Origin of the sequence: Streptomyces sp. NBC_01089 (assembly GCF_045162975.1) — a bacterium.
Classification (GTDB): Bacteria; Actinomycetota; Actinomycetes; order Streptomycetales; family Streptomycetaceae; genus Streptomyces.
Map to the genome: position 1 here is coordinate 4,211,083 of NZ_CP108660.1, position 16,282 is coordinate 4,227,364.

At 70.5% G+C, this 16,282-nt stretch carries 17 protein-coding genes and 1 pseudogene; 9 read left to right on the forward strand and 9 right to left on the reverse strand.

The window, feature by feature from the left end:
* Positions 1 to 361: 361 nt before the first annotated feature.
* The 3 genes from dnaB to OG510_RS18660 all read left to right on the forward strand — a co-directional run bounded on the left by dnaB (position 362) and on the right by OG510_RS18660 (position 3,860).
* Positions 362 to 1,840 carry a replicative DNA helicase gene (gene dnaB / locus OG510_RS18650; RefSeq protein WP_164258282.1) on the forward strand — a complete coding sequence of 493 codons (1,479 nt, stop codon included), beginning with the start codon at positions 362 to 364 and terminating at the stop codon, positions 1,838 to 1,840.
* 127 nt (positions 1,841 to 1,967) lie between these two features.
* Complete coding sequence (locus tag OG510_RS18655) at positions 1,968 to 2,885, forward strand: alpha/beta fold hydrolase (protein ID WP_406138158.1); 918 nt, start codon at positions 1,968 to 1,970, stop codon at positions 2,883 to 2,885.
* Between the two features lie 114 nt (positions 2,886 to 2,999).
* Positions 3,000 to 3,860, forward strand: coding sequence for a MerR family transcriptional regulator (locus OG510_RS18660; protein ID WP_406138160.1), 861 nt, complete (start codon positions 3,000 to 3,002; stop codon positions 3,858 to 3,860).
* A gap of 53 nt (positions 3,861 to 3,913) precedes the next feature.
* Here OG510_RS18660 and OG510_RS18665 read toward each other — a convergent pair whose 3' ends face one another.
* Positions 3,914 to 4,471, reverse strand: coding sequence for a CGNR zinc finger domain-containing protein (locus tag OG510_RS18665; protein ID WP_406138162.1), 558 nt, complete (start codon positions 4,469 to 4,471; stop codon positions 3,914 to 3,916).
* Between the two features lie 87 nt (positions 4,472 to 4,558).
* On the opposite strand from OG510_RS18665, the gene OG510_RS18670 reads away from it, so the two are divergent.
* The 3 genes from OG510_RS18670 to OG510_RS18680 all read left to right on the forward strand — a co-directional run bounded on the left by OG510_RS18670 (position 4,559) and on the right by OG510_RS18680 (position 7,180).
* Positions 4,559 to 5,251: a haloacid dehalogenase type II gene (locus OG510_RS18670; protein WP_406138163.1), complete on the forward strand. Its 693-nt coding sequence runs from the start codon at positions 4,559 to 4,561 to the stop codon at positions 5,249 to 5,251.
* A gap of 147 nt (positions 5,252 to 5,398) precedes the next feature.
* The gene (locus tag OG510_RS18675) at positions 5,399 to 5,773 is read left to right on the forward strand and encodes a hypothetical protein (protein WP_406142451.1); all 375 of its coding nucleotides are present in this window, start codon (positions 5,399 to 5,401) and stop codon (positions 5,771 to 5,773) included.
* 36 nt (positions 5,774 to 5,809) lie between these two features.
* The gene (locus OG510_RS18680) at positions 5,810 to 7,180 is read left to right on the forward strand and encodes a caspase domain-containing protein (RefSeq protein ID WP_406138164.1); all 1,371 of its coding nucleotides are present in this window, start codon (positions 5,810 to 5,812) and stop codon (positions 7,178 to 7,180) included.
* 54 nt (positions 7,181 to 7,234) lie between these two features.
* On the opposite strand, the pseudogene OG510_RS18685 reads toward OG510_RS18680, so the two are convergent.
* Together OG510_RS18685 and OG510_RS18690 are read right to left on the reverse strand one after the other, a co-directional pair.
* Positions 7,235 to 7,536: pseudogene (locus OG510_RS18685) on the reverse strand (hypothetical protein); the annotation flags it as partial.
* Between the two features lie 52 nt (positions 7,537 to 7,588).
* A complete protein-coding gene (locus OG510_RS18690; RefSeq protein WP_406138166.1) occupies positions 7,589 to 8,002 on the reverse strand; it encodes a hypothetical protein in 414 nt (137 codons plus the stop codon).
* Between the two features lie 294 nt (positions 8,003 to 8,296).
* Here OG510_RS18690 and OG510_RS18695 point away from each other — a divergent pair, with 294 nt between their 5' ends.
* Complete coding sequence (locus tag OG510_RS18695) at positions 8,297 to 9,691, forward strand: serine hydrolase domain-containing protein (RefSeq protein WP_406138167.1); 1,395 nt, start codon at positions 8,297 to 8,299, stop codon at positions 9,689 to 9,691.
* 178 nt (positions 9,692 to 9,869) lie between these two features.
* Here the strand turns inward: OG510_RS18695 and OG510_RS18700 are convergent, their stop codons facing one another.
* From OG510_RS18700 to OG510_RS18710, 3 genes are read right to left on the reverse strand one after another with little or no spacing between them, the layout of a single operon-like run.
* Positions 9,870 to 11,033, reverse strand: a complete 1,164-nt coding sequence (locus OG510_RS18700) for a winged helix DNA-binding domain-containing protein (RefSeq protein ID WP_406138168.1) — start codon at positions 11,031 to 11,033, stop codon at positions 9,870 to 9,872.
* A gap of 59 nt (positions 11,034 to 11,092) precedes the next feature.
* The gene (locus tag OG510_RS18705) at positions 11,093 to 11,545 is read right to left on the reverse strand and encodes a GNAT family N-acetyltransferase (protein ID WP_406138170.1); all 453 of its coding nucleotides are present in this window, start codon (positions 11,543 to 11,545) and stop codon (positions 11,093 to 11,095) included.
* Positions 11,546 to 11,592: 47 nt separating this feature from the next.
* Positions 11,593 to 12,057: a MarR family winged helix-turn-helix transcriptional regulator gene (locus OG510_RS18710; protein WP_406138171.1), complete on the reverse strand. Its 465-nt coding sequence runs from the start codon at positions 12,055 to 12,057 to the stop codon at positions 11,593 to 11,595.
* Positions 12,058 to 12,219: 162 nt separating this feature from the next.
* On the opposite strand from OG510_RS18710, the gene OG510_RS18715 reads away from it, so the two are divergent.
* Complete coding sequence (locus OG510_RS18715; RefSeq protein ID WP_406138173.1) at positions 12,220 to 13,518, forward strand: MFS transporter; 1,299 nt, start codon at positions 12,220 to 12,222, stop codon at positions 13,516 to 13,518.
* Between the two features lie 27 nt (positions 13,519 to 13,545).
* Here OG510_RS18715 and OG510_RS18720 read toward each other — a convergent pair whose 3' ends face one another.
* Both OG510_RS18720 and OG510_RS18725 read right to left on the reverse strand, forming a co-directional pair.
* Positions 13,546 to 14,400: a GNAT family N-acetyltransferase gene (locus OG510_RS18720; RefSeq protein WP_406138175.1), complete on the reverse strand. Its 855-nt coding sequence runs from the start codon at positions 14,398 to 14,400 to the stop codon at positions 13,546 to 13,548.
* Positions 14,401 to 14,405: 5 nt separating this feature from the next.
* Complete coding sequence (locus tag OG510_RS18725) at positions 14,406 to 14,939, reverse strand: DUF2269 domain-containing protein (RefSeq protein ID WP_406138176.1); 534 nt, start codon at positions 14,937 to 14,939, stop codon at positions 14,406 to 14,408.
* A gap of 76 nt (positions 14,940 to 15,015) precedes the next feature.
* Here OG510_RS18725 and OG510_RS18730 point away from each other — a divergent pair, with 76 nt between their 5' ends.
* On the forward strand, positions 15,016 to 15,654 hold the full coding sequence (locus OG510_RS18730; protein WP_406142452.1) for an HAD family hydrolase: 639 nt from the start codon (positions 15,016 to 15,018) through the stop codon (positions 15,652 to 15,654).
* Positions 15,655 to 15,761: 107 nt separating this feature from the next.
* Here the strand turns inward: OG510_RS18730 and OG510_RS18735 are convergent, their stop codons facing one another.
* Positions 15,762 to 16,244 (reverse strand): NUDIX domain-containing protein, encoded by a 483-nt coding sequence (locus tag OG510_RS18735; RefSeq protein WP_164258041.1) that lies wholly within the window; start codon positions 16,242 to 16,244, stop codon positions 15,762 to 15,764.
* Positions 16,245 to 16,282 lie beyond the last annotated feature (38 nt).

Consider the following 16,282-nt stretch of genomic DNA (forward strand, 5'->3'; position numbering starts at 1 on the left):
TCGTTCCGGCTCGGGCTGTGCGCTGTTTGTCGTGATCTTGGTCCAGTCGGAAAAGTTTTTCTCCCCCACAGCCGGTGGATGGCGAATGCGCAGGTCAGGTGGGTGATCGGGGTGGGGCTATGAGTTTGTCCACAGCGCTGTCCCCCGACCCGTGCACAGGTTTTGGCGAGTTACCCACAGGCTGAGGTCCGTCACCCACAGGGCCTGTGGATAACAAGATTGGCTGACGGTGTCTGCGGGCCTACCGTGGACCGGCGCCCGACGCGCCGTTCGCGGAGTCGGGCCCCTTGTTTGTCGGTGCCGTGCCGTAAGAAAGAGTCGCACGGCTAGGTCCGCTGAGCGGACGGGAGGAGGTGGGCCGGTGAGCATTCCCGAGCCCTTGGACGACCCCTGGGCCGAGAGCAGTCCGGGTGACCGTCTGCCCGTCTCCCGCCAGCGCCGCGGTGAGGGGGCCGGGGGCCGGGAGCAGCACGACCGGGGCCGGGAGAACGGCTCCTGGGACGGCGGATCCCCCGCGTTCGAGCGCGTCCCCCCGCAGGACATCGACGCCGAGCAGTCCGTACTGGGCGGCATGCTGCTCTCCAAGGACGCCATCGCCGACGTCGTCGAGGTCATCAAGGGCCAGGACTTCTACCGCCCCGCACACGAGACCGTCTACCAGGCGATTCTCGACCTCTACGCGAAGGGCGAGCCCGCCGACCCGATCACGGTCGCCGCCGAACTCGTCAAGCGCGGCGAGATCAAGAAGGTCGGCGGTGCGCCTTATCTGCACACGCTCGTCCAGTCGGTTCCGACGGCCGCCAACGCCGAGTACTACGCGGAGATCGTCCACGAGCGTGCGGTGCTGCGCAGGCTTGTCGAGGCCGGCACGAAGATCACGCAGATGGGATACGCCGCCGACGGCGACGTGGACGAGATCGTCAACTCGGCCCAGGCCGAGATCTACGCGGTCACCGAGCAGCGCACATCCGAGGACTATCTCCCGCTGGGCGACATCATGGAGGGCGCGCTCGACGAGATCGAGGCGATCGGCTCACGCAGCGGCCAGATGTCCGGCGTGCCGACCGGTTTCACGGACCTGGACGCACTGACGAACGGTCTGCACCCCGGCCAGATGATCGTCATCGCGGCCCGCCCCGCCATGGGTAAGTCGACGCTCGCGCTGGACTTCGCACGGGCCTGCTCCATCAAGGCCGCGCTGCCGAGCGTGATCTTCTCCCTCGAAATGGGCCGCAACGAGATCGCCATGCGTCTGCTGTCGGCGGAGGCACGGGTGGCGCTGCACCACATGCGGTCGGGTTCCATGACGGACGAGGACTGGACACGGCTCGCACGGCGGATGCCGGATGTCACCGCCGCACCGCTCTTCATCGACGACTCGCCGAACCTGTCGATGATGGAGATCCGCGCGAAGTGCCGGCGGCTCAAGCAGCGCCAGGACCTGAAGCTGGTCGTGATCGACTATCTGCAGCTGATGCAGTCCGGCGGTTCGCGGCGCCCCGAGAGCCGCCAGCAGGAGGTCTCCGACATGTCGCGAAACCTCAAGCTGCTGGCGAAGGAACTGGAGGTCCCGGTCATCGCGCTCTCCCAGCTGAACCGTGGCCCCGAGCAGCGTACGGACAAGAAGCCCATGGTGTCCGACCTGCGTGAGTCGGGCTCGATCGAGCAGGACGCCGACATGGTGATCCTGCTGCACCGTGAGGACGCGTACGAGAAGGAGTCCCCGCGTGCGGGCGAGGCGGACCTGATCGTGGCCAAGCACCGTAATGGCCCGACGGCGACGATCACTGTCGCCTTCCAGGGCCACTACTCGCGGTTCGTGGACATGGCGCAGACCTGATCCCGGGATTGACTGTCTGCTGCCTCGGATCGGTCACCGCTCATCCCGCGGCCCACGAAGAGGCTCGGGCTCTCCGGATCGGGAGTGGGTTGCCCCTGTCCCTGGGTCAGGGTTGGAGCCTGGGGGCATGACGGACAACAGCGTTTTCCCGGTTCCGGCTCGGTTCGGTCCGCCGGTCGGCGGGTTTCAGGAGGTCGACGGGCGGCGGATCTTTGTGCACCGGTCGGGTGTCGGCGGGCCGGCCGTGGTGTTCCTGCCGGGGGCCGGGGCGGTCGGGCTGGACTATTTCGGCGTTCAGCAAGAGGCTGCGCGGTTCACCACCGCTGTGGTGTACGACCGTCGTGGCACCGGCTACAGCGATCCTGTCCCGCTGCCGCGTACGGCCGCCGCAGTCGCCACGGAACTGCGCGAGCTGCTGCATGCTCTGGGCGTCGCCGGTCCGTACGTTCTGGTGCCGCACTCGCTCGGCGGCTTCTACGCGCATCGGTTCGCGCAGTTGTACCCGCAGGACGTGGCCGGGTTGGTCTGGCTGGACGCTTTTCACTGCGACTGGGACGACTTCATGCCTCCGTCGGCGGGGCTGGCCGCGGTCGAGCGGATGGGGCCTGACCTGGAGCAGTCGGAACGGATGCGTCCGGCCCTGCGCGAGATGTTCGCGGAGATGCTCGCGGATTACCCGGAGCGCCTGCGGGCACCGCTGACCGAGGCCCATGTGAGCGACGCTTGGATGCGCGCCGGCATCGCCGAGCGCACCCAGCTGACCGGGCTCGCCCGTGAGCTACGGGCCGGGCCGGACCTTCCCGATGTCCCGGTGGTTGCTCTTTCCGTCGTGGGGACAGAGCCAGGCCGGCAGGCGTCTGCGCCGGAGCGGACGCCGCGGGAGATGGATGACGGGCGAAGGCGGATGGACGCGGCCCTGGTGAACGCGGTCTCGTACGGGAAGCAACGCATCATCGCCGACACCAGCCACCACCGGCTCTGCTTCGACCGGCCCGATGCCGTGGTCGACGCGATCCGCGATGTCCTCGGCCGGGCACGCCCCTAAACTCGGCTCGGCTCGGCTCGGCTCGGCACGGCACGGCACGGCATCGGGCGGCAGTGCGCCGGGCCCACCGGCGCAGCCGCGTTCCGCGAAGAGAAGACCCGAGGAGGGTGGTGCGTGCTCACGATCGGTCAGCTCGCGGCAACCGCCGGCGTGACTGTGCGCACCGTTCGCCACTACCACCACATCGGGCTGTTGCCCGAGCCCGAGCGTGACACCTCCGGCTACCGCCGCTACCGCGCGCAAGCGGCAGTCAATCTCATCCGGATCAGGACGCTCGCCGACGCGGGCGTGCCACTGGCCCGTATCGATGCGCTGCTGCATGCGCAGCCGGCCGAATTCGCCGAGGCCATCACCGGTATCGACGCCGAACTGCGGCGCAGGATCGGCGAGCTCAGCGAATACCGCCGCAGGATCGCCGAACTGGCCGATGGCGAAGCGCTTTTCCTGCCCCCTGAGGTGGTCGCCATCCTGAACCGGATGCGCGGTCTCGGGGTCAGCGAACTGAGGGTACGACTGGAGCGCGACGCGTGGATCCTGATGCAGGCACTGGACCCGCACGCCATGCCGGAGCGGATACGGGACAAGAACGCCGGCTTCGACGACCCCGAGACCACGCGGCTGTATCTCGCCTGCGATCAGTCGGTCGACTGGGATCCGGATGATCCACGTCTGGACCGGCTCATCGATGACCTGGACGCCTGGGAGATCGACCACGAGCGGGACAGCGATCGGTCGGGGACCCTGAAACCGGTCTCCTCCAAACCGGTCTCCTCCAAACTGGTCTCCTCCAAACTGGTCTCCTCCCGGATCGCGGAGACGTCACCGGCATGGCAGCGCATCATCGACGCCCTCGCCCACCGCGCCACGCAGCGCCGGGTCGCCACGGAGCAGGGCTTTACCGCCAAGGAGCAGCGCCGTACCGCCACGGAGCAGCGTGGGACCGCCCCGCAGCGCCGGGCCCCCGGGCACGCCTGAAGGATCGCGGCCGTCGGCGTAGCCCCGTCCCGTCCCGTCCGGCAGCGGATGCGCTACCTGGGCGGGTGCCCCTGCCCGGCGGCCTGCCTGCGGGCTCGATAGGCCGCCGCCTTGACGCGATTGCCGCAGGCATCCATGCCGCACCAGGTACGGCGTGCTCCGCGCGAGCGGTCGAGATAGAGGCGGGTGCAGTCCGGACGGCCGCACTCCTTCAGGCATGCCTCGCGGTCGGCGAGTACGGCGATCCCGCTGCGTGCGACGTGGGCCAGTGCGGAGCGGAGGTCTCCTGACACACGCAGTCCCGCGTCGCTGAGTTCGACCGTGGGGACCGGGCCGGTGGCGGCCCTGTTGACGATGTCCAGGCAGGCCGGTGTGAAGCGTCGGTTCTGTATGCGCGCGAGCGCCAGTTGGTGGATCGCCTCGCGGAGTTGCAGCGCGGAGGCGAAGGCCGCGGCGTCGGCGGTCACCTGATCGGGGAGCCCTTCGCACGCGCGGACCCATCGCTCGAGGTCGGTGGGGGCGGCCAGCAGGTCGACGGCCGTGTGCCGACGGGACTCGACGGTGCCGACCAGGTCCAGAGCCGGATTGCCACTCACGAAGACGAACTTCACGTCACCATCTTGACCGGTGACGCGGGAGCGGGCAAGACTCGTCACCTGTTGAACCGGTGACACGACCATGAACCCGGAGGGGACCGGATGCCCGAGGCATGCGACATCGAGGTTGTCGTCTTCGACGTACTCGGAACGATGGTCGACGAGCCGGGCGGACTGCGAGCGGCCATTCGCGACGCGGTACCGGCGGCCGACGACGCGGCGGTCGGCCGGCTGCTCACCGTGTGGCAGCGGCATGTGGCGCACGAGCAGCACCGCATCGGGAAGGGCAGCAGGGCGTACGCCAACTCCGAGGCCATCGACCGCGAAGCGGCTCACCGTGTGGCCGGCCGTGCCGGGCTCACCGACCCGGCGGCCATCGAGCGGCTGGCCGGCGCGAGCCGGCGCCTGGAGCCCTGGAGCGACTCGCTCGCCGGACTCACGCGCCTCGCGCGGCGTTTTCCCGTGCTGGGGCTCTCGAATGCCGGCCGCGCGACCTTGCTCCGTCTCCACGCGTACGCCGGACTGCGCTGGCACCAGGCCCTGTCCGCCGAAGAGGCCAGGGCCTACAAGCCCGCGCCGGAGGTGTACCGGCTCGCGGTCGACGCGGCGGGGTGCCCGCCGGGGCGGGTGCTGATGGTCGCCGCCCACGCCTGGGACCTTCGCGGGGCTCAGGCGGTGGGAATGCGGACCGCCTATGTGCGGAGGCCGGGCGGGGATCCTCCGAAGAGCTCCGACACCTTCGACCGGCGGTCGGACAGCCTGGACGAGCTGGCCGCCGCGCTGACGAAGTCATAGCGGGGCCGGCCGAACGGCGCCCCGGAAGGCCGCCCCTGACGGCCGGTCCGGTGGATGATTCCCGCGTCCAGAAACGGACGTTCCCGTACCGTCCCGACACCTGTACTCGGCGCCATCCGGCTGAGGGAGTGGGGGAGGGACGCCTTGGTGTCTGCTCGTGTACGGATCGCTGAGGGCCATGACGTCGCCGCCGAACTGGCGTCGCTGCACCAGTGGCTGGCGCGCGAGGACGCCTTGCGCGGACGCGTACGCATCGAGCAACGGCCCATCGGCGCCGAGCACATGGGCGCCCTGGCCGACACGCTGGTCGTGGCCGTCGGCAGCGGTGGCGCCGGCGCGGTGCTGGCCCGGTCGGTCTCCGTCTGGCTCCAGCAGCGGCGTTCGGACGTGACCGTCGAGGTGACCTCACCGACCGGGGACAAGGTCTCGGTGACTGCCCGGCGCGTGCCGGACGCGCAGGCCGTGATCGAGACGGTGCTGCACCCGCCGGCGGTCAGCAGAGACCCGGACAACGGCCAGTAGGGATACGGGCGACCACCGGTGGAGAAGGGCGGGACAGTGAGTCTGGCGGATCCGGCCCGGTCCCGTGCGCTGCTGATCGGGACAGCTGTCTATGAGGACTCGGCGTTGCCCGCACTCGACGCGGTGACCAACAACGTCACCGATCTCGCCGAGGTTCTGACCAGCCCGTGGTCCCTCGGCCTCCCGCCCGGTCACTGCACGGTTCTGCACGATCCCGGCGCTGTGATGGACGTGGGCGAACAACTGGAACGGGCCGCCGAGCAGGCGGAGGACCTTCTTCTGGTGTACTTCGCCGGGCACGGCCTCGTGGACGAGAGGGGCGAGCTCCACCTCGGCCTGCGGACGACCCGGAGCGGGCGTCTGAAGTGGTCGGGGCTGCCGTTCGCGCACATCCGGGAGTGCATCGCGGGATCTCCGGCGCGCAACCGCGTCCTGATCCTCGACTGCTGCTTCTCGGGACGTGCCATCGAGGCGATGGGCGATCCGGTCTCGGTGGCATCCGCTCAGGTGGAGATTGTCGGCACCTACACGCTGACCTCGACATCGGCCACCGCCCCCTCGCACACCGCGGTCGGCGCCCGTCATACGACCTTCACCGGTGCGTTGCTGGAACTGCTGCGGTCCGGGCTGCCCGGCGGTCCGGAGCTGCTCACCTTCCGCGTCATCTACGAGCACTTGCTGCGTACCCTCGTGGCGAACGGCAAACCGCGGCCGGAACAGCGAGGCACGCTCACCACGGATCAACTGGCCCTCGCCCGCAACCGGGCGCCCCGGCTCCCGGCCGTGCCCGCCGACGACGGCTTTCCTGTCCCGTCCCCGTCCCCGTCCGACGCGCGGAAGACGGTCGAATTCGGACGGAACGACCTGGAGGAGAGCGTGCGCCGGCGCAAGGCGCTCACGGTCGTGCTGGCGGCTCTGCTCCTGGCCGGGTTGGTGTGCGCGACGGTCCTCCTGAAGTGGGACTGGCAGGCGGTGGCCGCCACGGCCGGACTGGCCTTCTTCCCCGTGTTGATCCTGTACTTCTGGGCCTGGGACCGGCGGGCGTACATGGTGCTGACCCGTTCGACGCTGAGTTTTACGGACGGTTTCGGGCGGAAGGTGGACATCCCCTGGCCCGATGTGGACTTCGTCGGTCTTCTCCACACGTTCGACGCGGTGGTCGGGGAGGACATCACGACCTACAAGAACCTGCTTGTGGTGCGGCTGGGGCCGACCTCGCACGACTACGGGCTGAGCAAACTGACCTGGACGGTGCCCTACCTGCGCGGCTTCGGGTACCACGCGCTGTGCGGGCTGGGCGACCTCAGCGCGGACCCCGTACTGCTGAGGGACAGCATCATCGAGCTGGCGGGCCCGCGGTACCGCACCAACGACGAACTCCTGAACCTGGATCCACGTCTGAGCTGAAGGTGTGTCACCTGGCTTTGTGGGATTCCTGGAGTGCCGGTTCGGTGCTCAGTGCAGACACCGTGCGAAGTACCCCGTTCCCTCGATGACGAGCGGTGCGCCGGCCTTGTCGAGCCCGCGTACGACAGCGCGATCGGTGCGCGGAACGGTCATGGCGGCGCCGGGCCCACTTGGTTGGCTGCCAGACCGGCGCCGTCAGCCCGCGCATCGGTGCACGGGCGGTTCAGGATCTCTTCGCCCACCCGGCGAACGGCGCGGGCCAGGACTGACGTGGGGTGGTGGGCCAGAGGGCGAGGGGATACGGGGACCCTGAGATCTGGGGCCCCGTGGGTCCTGTGAGCTCGTGCGCATGGCAGTGCCCCGGAGCCCGTGGGCGCCGGGGCACTGTCGGACGGGGAGGTCCGGTGATCAGCGCACGGTCACGTTGAAGACCGGGGATGCCGTGCTCCCGCTGACGATGCGCAGCTGGTTCTTGCCCTTGATGCCGAGCTTGACGCCCAGCGAGTACGAGCCGCTGTGGGTGATGGGCGCCGATGCGGGCAGCGTGACCCACTTGCTGCCCTGCTTCTGCTGCAGGGTCACCTTGGCGCCCGCCTTGAGGCCGGTCGTGGTGCCGGTGACCCGGAAGAGCTGCCACGCCTTCACGGAGTTCACCGACGGCTTCGCCGTGATGGCGGCCTTGGCGGCGACGGTCTGCGCGACGGGCACGCTGGGGGCGGGCGCGGTGTCGGCCATGGCGGCGGTTCCGGCCAGAGCGACGGTTGCGGCGGCGAGCGCGCCGACGGCAGCGATGCGCAGAGAGTGGCGCTTGGTGACGATCATGAGTGTCCCTTTCGGTGAGGAGCTCTGATTTCACGCAAAGGTGAGACAAATACTGTTGGTGTGGGTCTCACATGAAAAGACGATGTGTGGCCCGCATGCGTTGTTGGCGGTGTGTCACCGTCCTGTAACAGGCTTTCCGGGCCGGGCGGCGGCCCGCCGCATGCCATCGACTCTCGCCGTTGCTGCCGTTCCCGCCGTTCCTGCTGCTCCCCCGCCGCTCCCGCCGCTCCCGCCGTTCCGGGCGTCGGCTGCGGGCCGTCGACGCGCCCGGGCCCGTCTGGTAGGTCTCGGGCCATGACTTCTTCAGACTCCGTGCAACCGGACCCCTCCGCGGAACTCCTTCCCACCACCCGCCGGGCGCTGCTGCACCGCATCGCTGTCGCACAGTCCGAGGGACGAGTGCCGTCCCTGGTGGCGGCGGTGATGCGGGACGGGCGGATGGTGTGGTCCGGGGCGCGCAGCTGCGTGGACGGTCATGCTCCGGACGCGGACACGCAGTACCGGATCGGTTCGATCACCAAGCCCTTCACCGCGGTCGCCGTGATGCGCCTGCGTGACGAGGGCCTGCTCGACCTGGCGGACCCGCTGGAGAAGCACCTTCCGGGCACCGGGGCCGGCGAGGTGACGCTCGCTCAACTGCTCAGCCACACAGCGGGTCTGGCCGCGGAGACGCCGGGCGAGTGGTGGGAGCGGTCGTCGGCCGCGCTGCGTCCCGCGATCGCGGATCTGCTCGGTGAACGGCCCCAGGTGCATCCGGCCGGCCGGCGCCACCACTACTCCAACCCGGGGTACGCGCTGCTCGGCGCGGTGGTGGAGGCGCTGCGCGGCGCGCCATGGGCGGACGTGGTGCGGCGCGAGATCTGCGTACCGCTGGGCATGGACCGTACGAGCGCCCAGCCGCAGGTGCCCCACGCCGGTGCGTGGGCGGTGCACCCGTGGGCGGACGCGCTGCTTCCGGAACCGGCCGAGGACCTGGGGCTGATGGCGCCCGCGGGGCAACTGTGGTCGACGGCCGCCGACCTCTGCCGCTTCGCCGCTTTTCTGGTGGAGGGCGACGACCGGGTGCTCGGTGCGGAGACCGTACGGGAGATGCGCGCCCCCGCGGCCCCGCCGGAAGCGGGCCAGTGGGACGGCGGGTACGGGCTCGGCGTCCAGCTCGCCCAGCGCGACGGCCGGACACTGGCCGGGCACACCGGCTCGCTGCCGGGGTTCGTGGCCGGGCTGTGGGTGAGTGCGGCGGACGGAGTGGCCGCTGTGGCGCTCTCGAACAGCACGTCGGGGGTCGGGCCACAGGTCGCCGCCGATCTGATCCGGATCGTGGCGGACGCGGAACCAGCCATTCCGAAGCCGTGGCGCCCGCTGCCGGAGGTCGCTCCCGGCCTGCTCGAACTGGCCGGCCCTTGGTACTGGGGCACATCGGTGAGTGCTCTGCGGCTGACGGCGGACGGCGGGATGGAGTTCGGCCCGCTGGCGGGCGGCGGGCGGAGTTCCCGGTTCCGCGCGGTGCCGGACGGCAGTTGGATTGGGCTGGACGGCTATTTCGCGGGGGAGACGCTGCGGGCCGTCCGGCGTGACGGCGAGGTGAGCCATCTGAATCTGGGTTCGTTCGTCTTCACCCGGCAGCCGTACGACCCGGAGGCACCAGTTCCGGGCGGCGTGGACGAGGGTGGCTGGCGGGGGTTGCCGTAGCGGGGTCGCCCCAGCGGGCGGGCGGGGCTGTAGTACGGACCACCCGGCTGCACGGACCCGCGGACCGGCCCTCCCGCCGCGGCGGTTCGGCCGACCCGACGTTGCGCCTTGGCCTGACAGCCGGCGGCAGCCTGACAGCTGCGTCGGCCCGACGGTTGGCCTCCGTTCTCTATCCGCGTCAGCTAGAAAGTTCCCGCTCCAGGGGTGTCCGGAACCGTGGTGTGATCCGGGCGTCCCCCACCCAGTCCGCGAGCCGGGCGGCCTCCGCCTCGACCGCGCCGGCGGCTGCCTGCCCCGCGTCGGCCAGCAACCGCCACACCACGTCGCCGTCCGCGCGCTGCGCCCAGCCGCCGATGATCCTGCCGTTCCACCACACCGTCGGGCCGATGTTGCCCGCGCGGTCGAAGAGGGCCGGGCGGTGTCGGGCGTCGAGGTGGAAGGTGCGGTCGGCCCAGCCCATGGCGCTGGGGTCGAGTCCGGGCAGCAGGGCCGCCCACGGCTCGGTGGGCGGCTCGGGAGCGGTGTCGCCCGGCGCGACGAATCCGAGCGCCCCGTCGTCCAGCTCGACCTCCTCCGCGTCGAGCGCCATGAGCGCCCTGCGGGCGTCCGTCAGGGTCCACCCCGTCCACCACTTGAGGTCTGCCGCGGTGGCGGGCCCGTAGGAGAGCAGCCAGCGGCGGGCCAGCGCGGCCTTGGCCTCGGGGACCGGGAGGGCGGGCCAGGACGTTCCGGCCGTCCAGCGGAACTGGCTCGACGTCCAGGAGCCGCGCGGCCGGTCGCGGCGGATGCGGCCGTCGGCGGCCAGCAGCCGGATGACCCGGGTGGCGACGCCCTGTACGGCCTCCCACTTCTTGCCGGGGAACACCGTGATCTTCGTGCGGAGTGCGGGAACCGCGGCGGAGAGTTCGCTGCCGGTGGCCGCGCCGCGGTCGGCGAGCGCGGCCAGCGTCGCCGACTCGGCCTCGGCCAGCCAGCGTTCGTCCAGGCCGCCGCCGTCCTCGTCGAGGTGTTTGAGGAACGTCCTGCGCTCCTTTGCCGCGATGGCGCGGGCCGTGGAGGCGTCGACGCAGGGGGCCACGTCCCGGGACATCGCGAAGAGCGTGTTGCGCAGGCAGAGCAGCCGTACCAGGGAGACTTCCTCGTACAGGGCGTGTTCGACGGCGGCGGTGCTCGCTTCGGCCAGCCGGGCGCAGACGGAGAGATAGAGGGTCGACGCGTCGGTGGCGTGCAGGGCGACGACGGCGTCGGACGCCTCGACGGGGGTGGCGGCCCGCGTGGAGGGCGCGAGGCGGTGGCGCCGGCCCAGCCGGATACGGCGCTGCTCGTCGCTGATGTGGTGCATGGGCGGTGCCTTCCCGTTCTGGGGCCGTGGGCCGCGGTCCGTGGCGCGCGGCCGAGTCGTCAGAGCTGGAGCTTGAAGCCGAGGTGGCTCGCGGTGAAGCCGAGCCTCTCGTAGAAGCGGTGGGCGTCGGTCCGGGTGGCGTCCGATGTCAGCTGGACCAACTGGCAGCCCTGGTCGCGTGAGGTGTCGACGGCCCACTCGATGAGCCGGGTGCCGAGACCGCTGCCGCGCTCGTCGCCGTGGATGCGTACGCCCTCGATGATGGAGCGGGTGGCGCCGCGCCGGGAGAGCCCGGGGATCACGGTGAGCTGGAGGGTGCCGACGACGCGGCCCTCGCGCACCGCGACGACCAGGTGCTGCTGCGGGTCGGCGGCGATCCGCCGGTGCGCCTCGGTGTACGGGGCGAGGTCGTCGGGGGACTCGCGCTGGGCGCCGAGCGGGTCGTCGGCCAGCATCGCCACGATCGCGGGGATGTCGTTCTCCTGTGCGGGGCGGATCTCCAGGTCGCTCATGGTGCGCAGAGTACGTGGACACGGGTGGCGGCAGGCCACCGGCCGGGTCAGGAAGGCCGGTTGAGCTCCTCGACCGCGCGCGCCAGCGGGCCGAGTTCCGGGTGGGCCGCGGCTTCGTCGAGAGCTTCGCGCAGTGCGCGGTCGTTGGTGGGGCGGGCCTCGTCGAGCAGCGCGCGGCCGGCCTCGGTGACATCGGTGTAGATGCCCCGGCGGTCGGTGACGCAGAGGTAGCGGGTGAGCAGCCCCCGGTCCTCCTGGCGTGTGACGAGGCGGGTGGTGGCGCTCTGGCTGAGGACCACGGCGTCGGCGACCTGCTTCATCTGGAGATGCCCGCCCGGGCCGTCGTGCTGACGGCTGAGGATGTCGAGCAGCGAGTACTCACGCACGCTCAGCCCGTGGCCGTGTTGCAGGGCCTTTTCGAGGTGGGTCTCGATGCGGGCGTGCAGCAGGGAGAGCGCGCACCAGCCCTGGGAGAGCGCGGTGAGTGCGGGGTCGGTCGCTGTCGCTGCCATGGCTGGTCTCCTCCGTCGTCCTGCACCGCCGCCTGGCTCCAGGATAGGTCACGGTCCAAGATAGACCGCGCTTGCAATTAAACGGCGTGCGCAAGTATTGTCCGTGCATGTAAGGCGCTCATGCAAGTAAATCTCGTACTCCGTTCCGGAAGGTGCAACCCCATGCCACTCGCGCTCCTCGCCCTAGCCATCGGGGCGTTCGGTATCGGCACCACCGAGTTCGTGATCATGGGGCTGCTGCCGCAGGTCGCGGACTCCTTCCAGGTCTCGATTCCCACCGCCGGGTACCTGGTGACGGGGTACGCGCTGGGGGTGGTCGCCGGAGCCCCGCTGATGACCGTCATCGGCACCCGCGTCCCCCGTAAGAAGATGCTGATGCTGCTGATGGGGCTGTTCATCATCGGCAATGTGGTCTCCGCGACCGCCCCGGTGTTCGGCGTGATGCTCGCCGGGCGCATCGTCGCCTCGTTCGCGCACGGCGCGTTCTTCGGTATCGGCTCGGTCGTGGCCGCGGGTCTGGTCGCACCGCAGAAGAAGGCCGGTGCCATCGCGATGATGTTCACCGGGCTGACGCTGGCCAATGTCATCGGTGTGCCCCTGGGCACCCTCATCGGCCAGGACATCGGCTGGCGGCTGACGTTCCTGCTCGTCGCCGGGCTCGGCGTCCTCGGTCTGCTCGGCGTCGCCCGGCTCGTACCGGAGCAGCCCAGGCCGGAGGGTGTCCGGCTGCGGCACGAGATCGCCGCCTTCCGCAATGTGCAGGTGCTGCTCGCGATGGCGATGACGGTTCTCGGTTTCGGCGGCGTCTTCGCCGCGATCACCTACATCTCACCGATGATGACGTCCGTCGCCGGATTCTCCGGGGCCGGAGTCACCTGGCTGCTGGTGCTCTTCGGCCTCGGCATGGTGAGCGGCAATCTGATCGGCGGCCGCTTCGCCGACCGTGCGCTGATGCCGATGCTGTACGTGTCGCTCGGCGGGCTGGCCCTGGTCCTGGCGCTGTTCACCCTCACCGCGCACGACCGGGTCGCTTCGGCGGTCACGATCTTCCTGATCGGCGGGCTGGGATTCGCGACCGTTCCGCCGCTGCAGAAGCGGGTGCTCGACCATGCGTCGGGGGCGCCGACGCTGGCTTCGGCCGTCAATATCGGCGCCTTCAACCTCGGCAACGCGCTGTCCGCCTGGCTCGGCGGGATCGTCATCGCCGCGGGTCTCGGCTACACCGCACCCAACTGGGTGGGCGCCGTGCTTGCCGCGTCCGCGCTGGTCCTCGCCCTGGTCTCCAGCACGCTGGAGCGGCGGAGCGGGTCCGCGGGCCAGGCGGGACCCGCAGGCCGGATCGCGGCCGAAGCCGAAGCCGAAGCCGAAGCCGAAGCCGAAGCCGAATTCGCATCCACATCTGCATCCGCATCGACGCCGCAGCCCGGGAAGCGGGCCCCTGAAGTACCCGCGAACCGCTGAACGTTGCCGACGCCGACGGCCCGCCTCTCAGCCCGCTGCGACGGTCAGGGGCGTGAAGCGGCGGGTCCAGTCGCCCGGCAGATCCGGGATGCCCCGCACCATCACGGTGTTGAAGGCGACCGGCTCCATCCCGCCGGCCTTGACCCAGTCGAGGAGTTCCGTGTGGCGTACGTCGATGTCGGCGCGCAGCGGACGGTCGGTGCCCGCCGGGAGCGAGGCGATCAGCGCCTGCGCGGTCGCGGTGTCGCGGGCGATCAGCGGGCCGACCACCTGGCTGTCCGTGCTGGGCCAGGCCGCCGTGTAGCCGGTGATGCCGTCGGCGTCCTCCGCGACCCGCAGCTGGTCGGCGAAGGCGGGCAGCCGCGTGATCAGGTGGGTGCGGTCCGCACCGAAGACCTCGTGGTCGAGACGGAGGATCCCCGGCAGATCGCCCGCCGTGGCGGGACGGGTGGCCACAGCCGGTGCCGGGCCCGGCGGAACGAAGTGACCGCGGACCATCTCGGCCCGGCCCACGTCCCGGAAGCCGAGCCTCTCGTAGAGCGGCCGGCCGAGCGCGGTCGCGTACAGGGTGAGCGGAACACCGTCGGACTCGGCGATCACATGGCGCATCATCCGCTGCCCGGCCCCCTGCCGTGCGTACGCGTCGGCGACCAGGAGCATGCCGATGGCGGCCGGTCCCGAGCCGTACGCGGTGACCACACAGGCCGTCGCCAGCCCCTTGCCCCCGGGGTCGTCGATTCCGTAACCCGTCCCCGCGGCGAGCAGCAGCCCCCACTTGTGATCGTCGCGCGGCCAGCCGCGGTTCTCCGAAAGGTCGGCGCAGGAGGTGAGGTCGCCGTGGGTCAGGCGGCGGATGGGCAGCTCATCGAGGGGTGAGGGCATGAGGGTCAGGCTCGCTGATGGGTGTGTGCTCCGTCCACCGCTTTCCGTGCTGTCCGCCGCTGGTCCCGGTACTCCCGGCCGCGTGCCGTCAGGCCCCACGGTTTCAGCACCGAGATGGCTGTCATGAAGAAGTACGCGGAGGAGGCGACGGTGGGGGCGGAGACCAGGCTCAGATCGGGATGGTGCCCGGATGCGGCAGCGCCGTTGATCTGCGGCCGCAGCGCCAGGGCGGAGGCGGCGAGGGTGACGAGCGTCAGCCAGAATTTCACCCACACCCAGCGGTGGCGGGCCAGACCCCAGTGCGTCCCGAGGGAGAGCACCACTCCGCTGATCAGAGTGAGCAGGCCGATCGGGATGACCAGCCAGTCACCGAAGACCTTCATCGATCGGTACGCGGCCTCCGTCACGGACGCGTCGGCGCAGGTGTACGCGGTGATCCCGAGCGCGAGCAGCCCGACGGTCAGGCCCAGCCAGCCCACCGAGACGGCGACATGGACCACGAGGACAGCCCGGCGTACGGAGCGGCTCAGAGGTTTCACGTGAAACACAGTGCCGGGCATCCGGGCCCAGGGCGTCTGACAAGGGGAGTAAGTGGCTGTACTAGCCTCGGCGTACATGGCGCGCCTGCATCTCTTCGACCTCGACGGAACCCTCATCCGCGGTTCGGCCGCGCCGGTGGAGATATCCCGCCAGCTGGGCCTACTGGATGAGATCGGTGTGCTGGAGCGCGCTCTGGTCTCGGGGCAGATCGGTCCCCCCGAGTACGCGGTGCAGGTACACGCTCTCTGGTGGGGACTCACCGCGGACCATGTGGCGGCCGCTTTCGACGCGGCGCCGTGGCTCGCCGGGATCCAGGAGGTCTGGCGAGAGATCCGGGAGCGCGGCGATTACTGCGCGGTCATCTCGCTCTCGCCGTCGTTCTTCGTGGAGCGGCTCCTCGGCTGGGGCGCGCATGCGGCACACGGCTCGCGCTTCCCCGATGTGCCGTTCAACCGGCCGGTGGATCCGGCGGGCATTCTCAGCGCGGCTGCGAAGGTCCGGATCGCGGACCAGCTCTGCACGGAGTTCGGCGTCGGGCGGGCCGACTGTGTCGCTTACGGCGACTCGATGTCGGACGTGGAACTCTTCCGCGCGGTGTCACGGTCGGTTGCCGTGAACGCCGACAACCATCTGGCCGGGCTGGCCACCCACACCTACGCGGGCGGCGATCTGCGTGAGGTCTACGCGCTCATCGCCGCGACTGACCCCAACTGACCGATGGAGCCGGCCGACGCGCTGACCGACAGGAGAGCCGGCCTGACGGGAGTCGGCCCGACGGGAGCCGCCCTGACAGGAGTCGGCCCGGCGAACCGGCTCGGGACTCACCCCAGGTCTGCGGCCTGGAGCGCCCTGACCCCTTCGATGTTCCCGTCGAGATAGTGCCGCAGCGAGAGCGGAACCAGATGGACGGCCGCGATCCCGACCCGGCTGAAGGGCACCCGGACGATCTCGTACTCGCCGCAGGGCTCTTCGATCTCCGGCCCGTGCCGCAGGGCCGGGTCCATGGACGCCAGCCGGCAGACGAAGAAGTGCTGCACCTTCACGCCCGCCACCCCGCCGCCTTCGGGGATGTGCTCGACGGTGTCGACGAAGCAGGGCACCACATCGGTGATCTTGGCGCCGAGTTCCTCGTCGATCTCCCGGTGCAGGGCTTCGACCACAGTGGAGTCCTCGGCCTCCACTCCGCCGCCGGGGGTGACCCAGTACGGTTCCACGCCGGGCTTGGTCCGCTTGATCAGGATCAGGTGGTCGCCGTCGAGGAGCACGGCGCGGGCGGTGCGCTTGACCACTGGACGTTCGGTCATGGAAGGAGATTGGCCCGGGAAACGGGTTCCGAAACGCA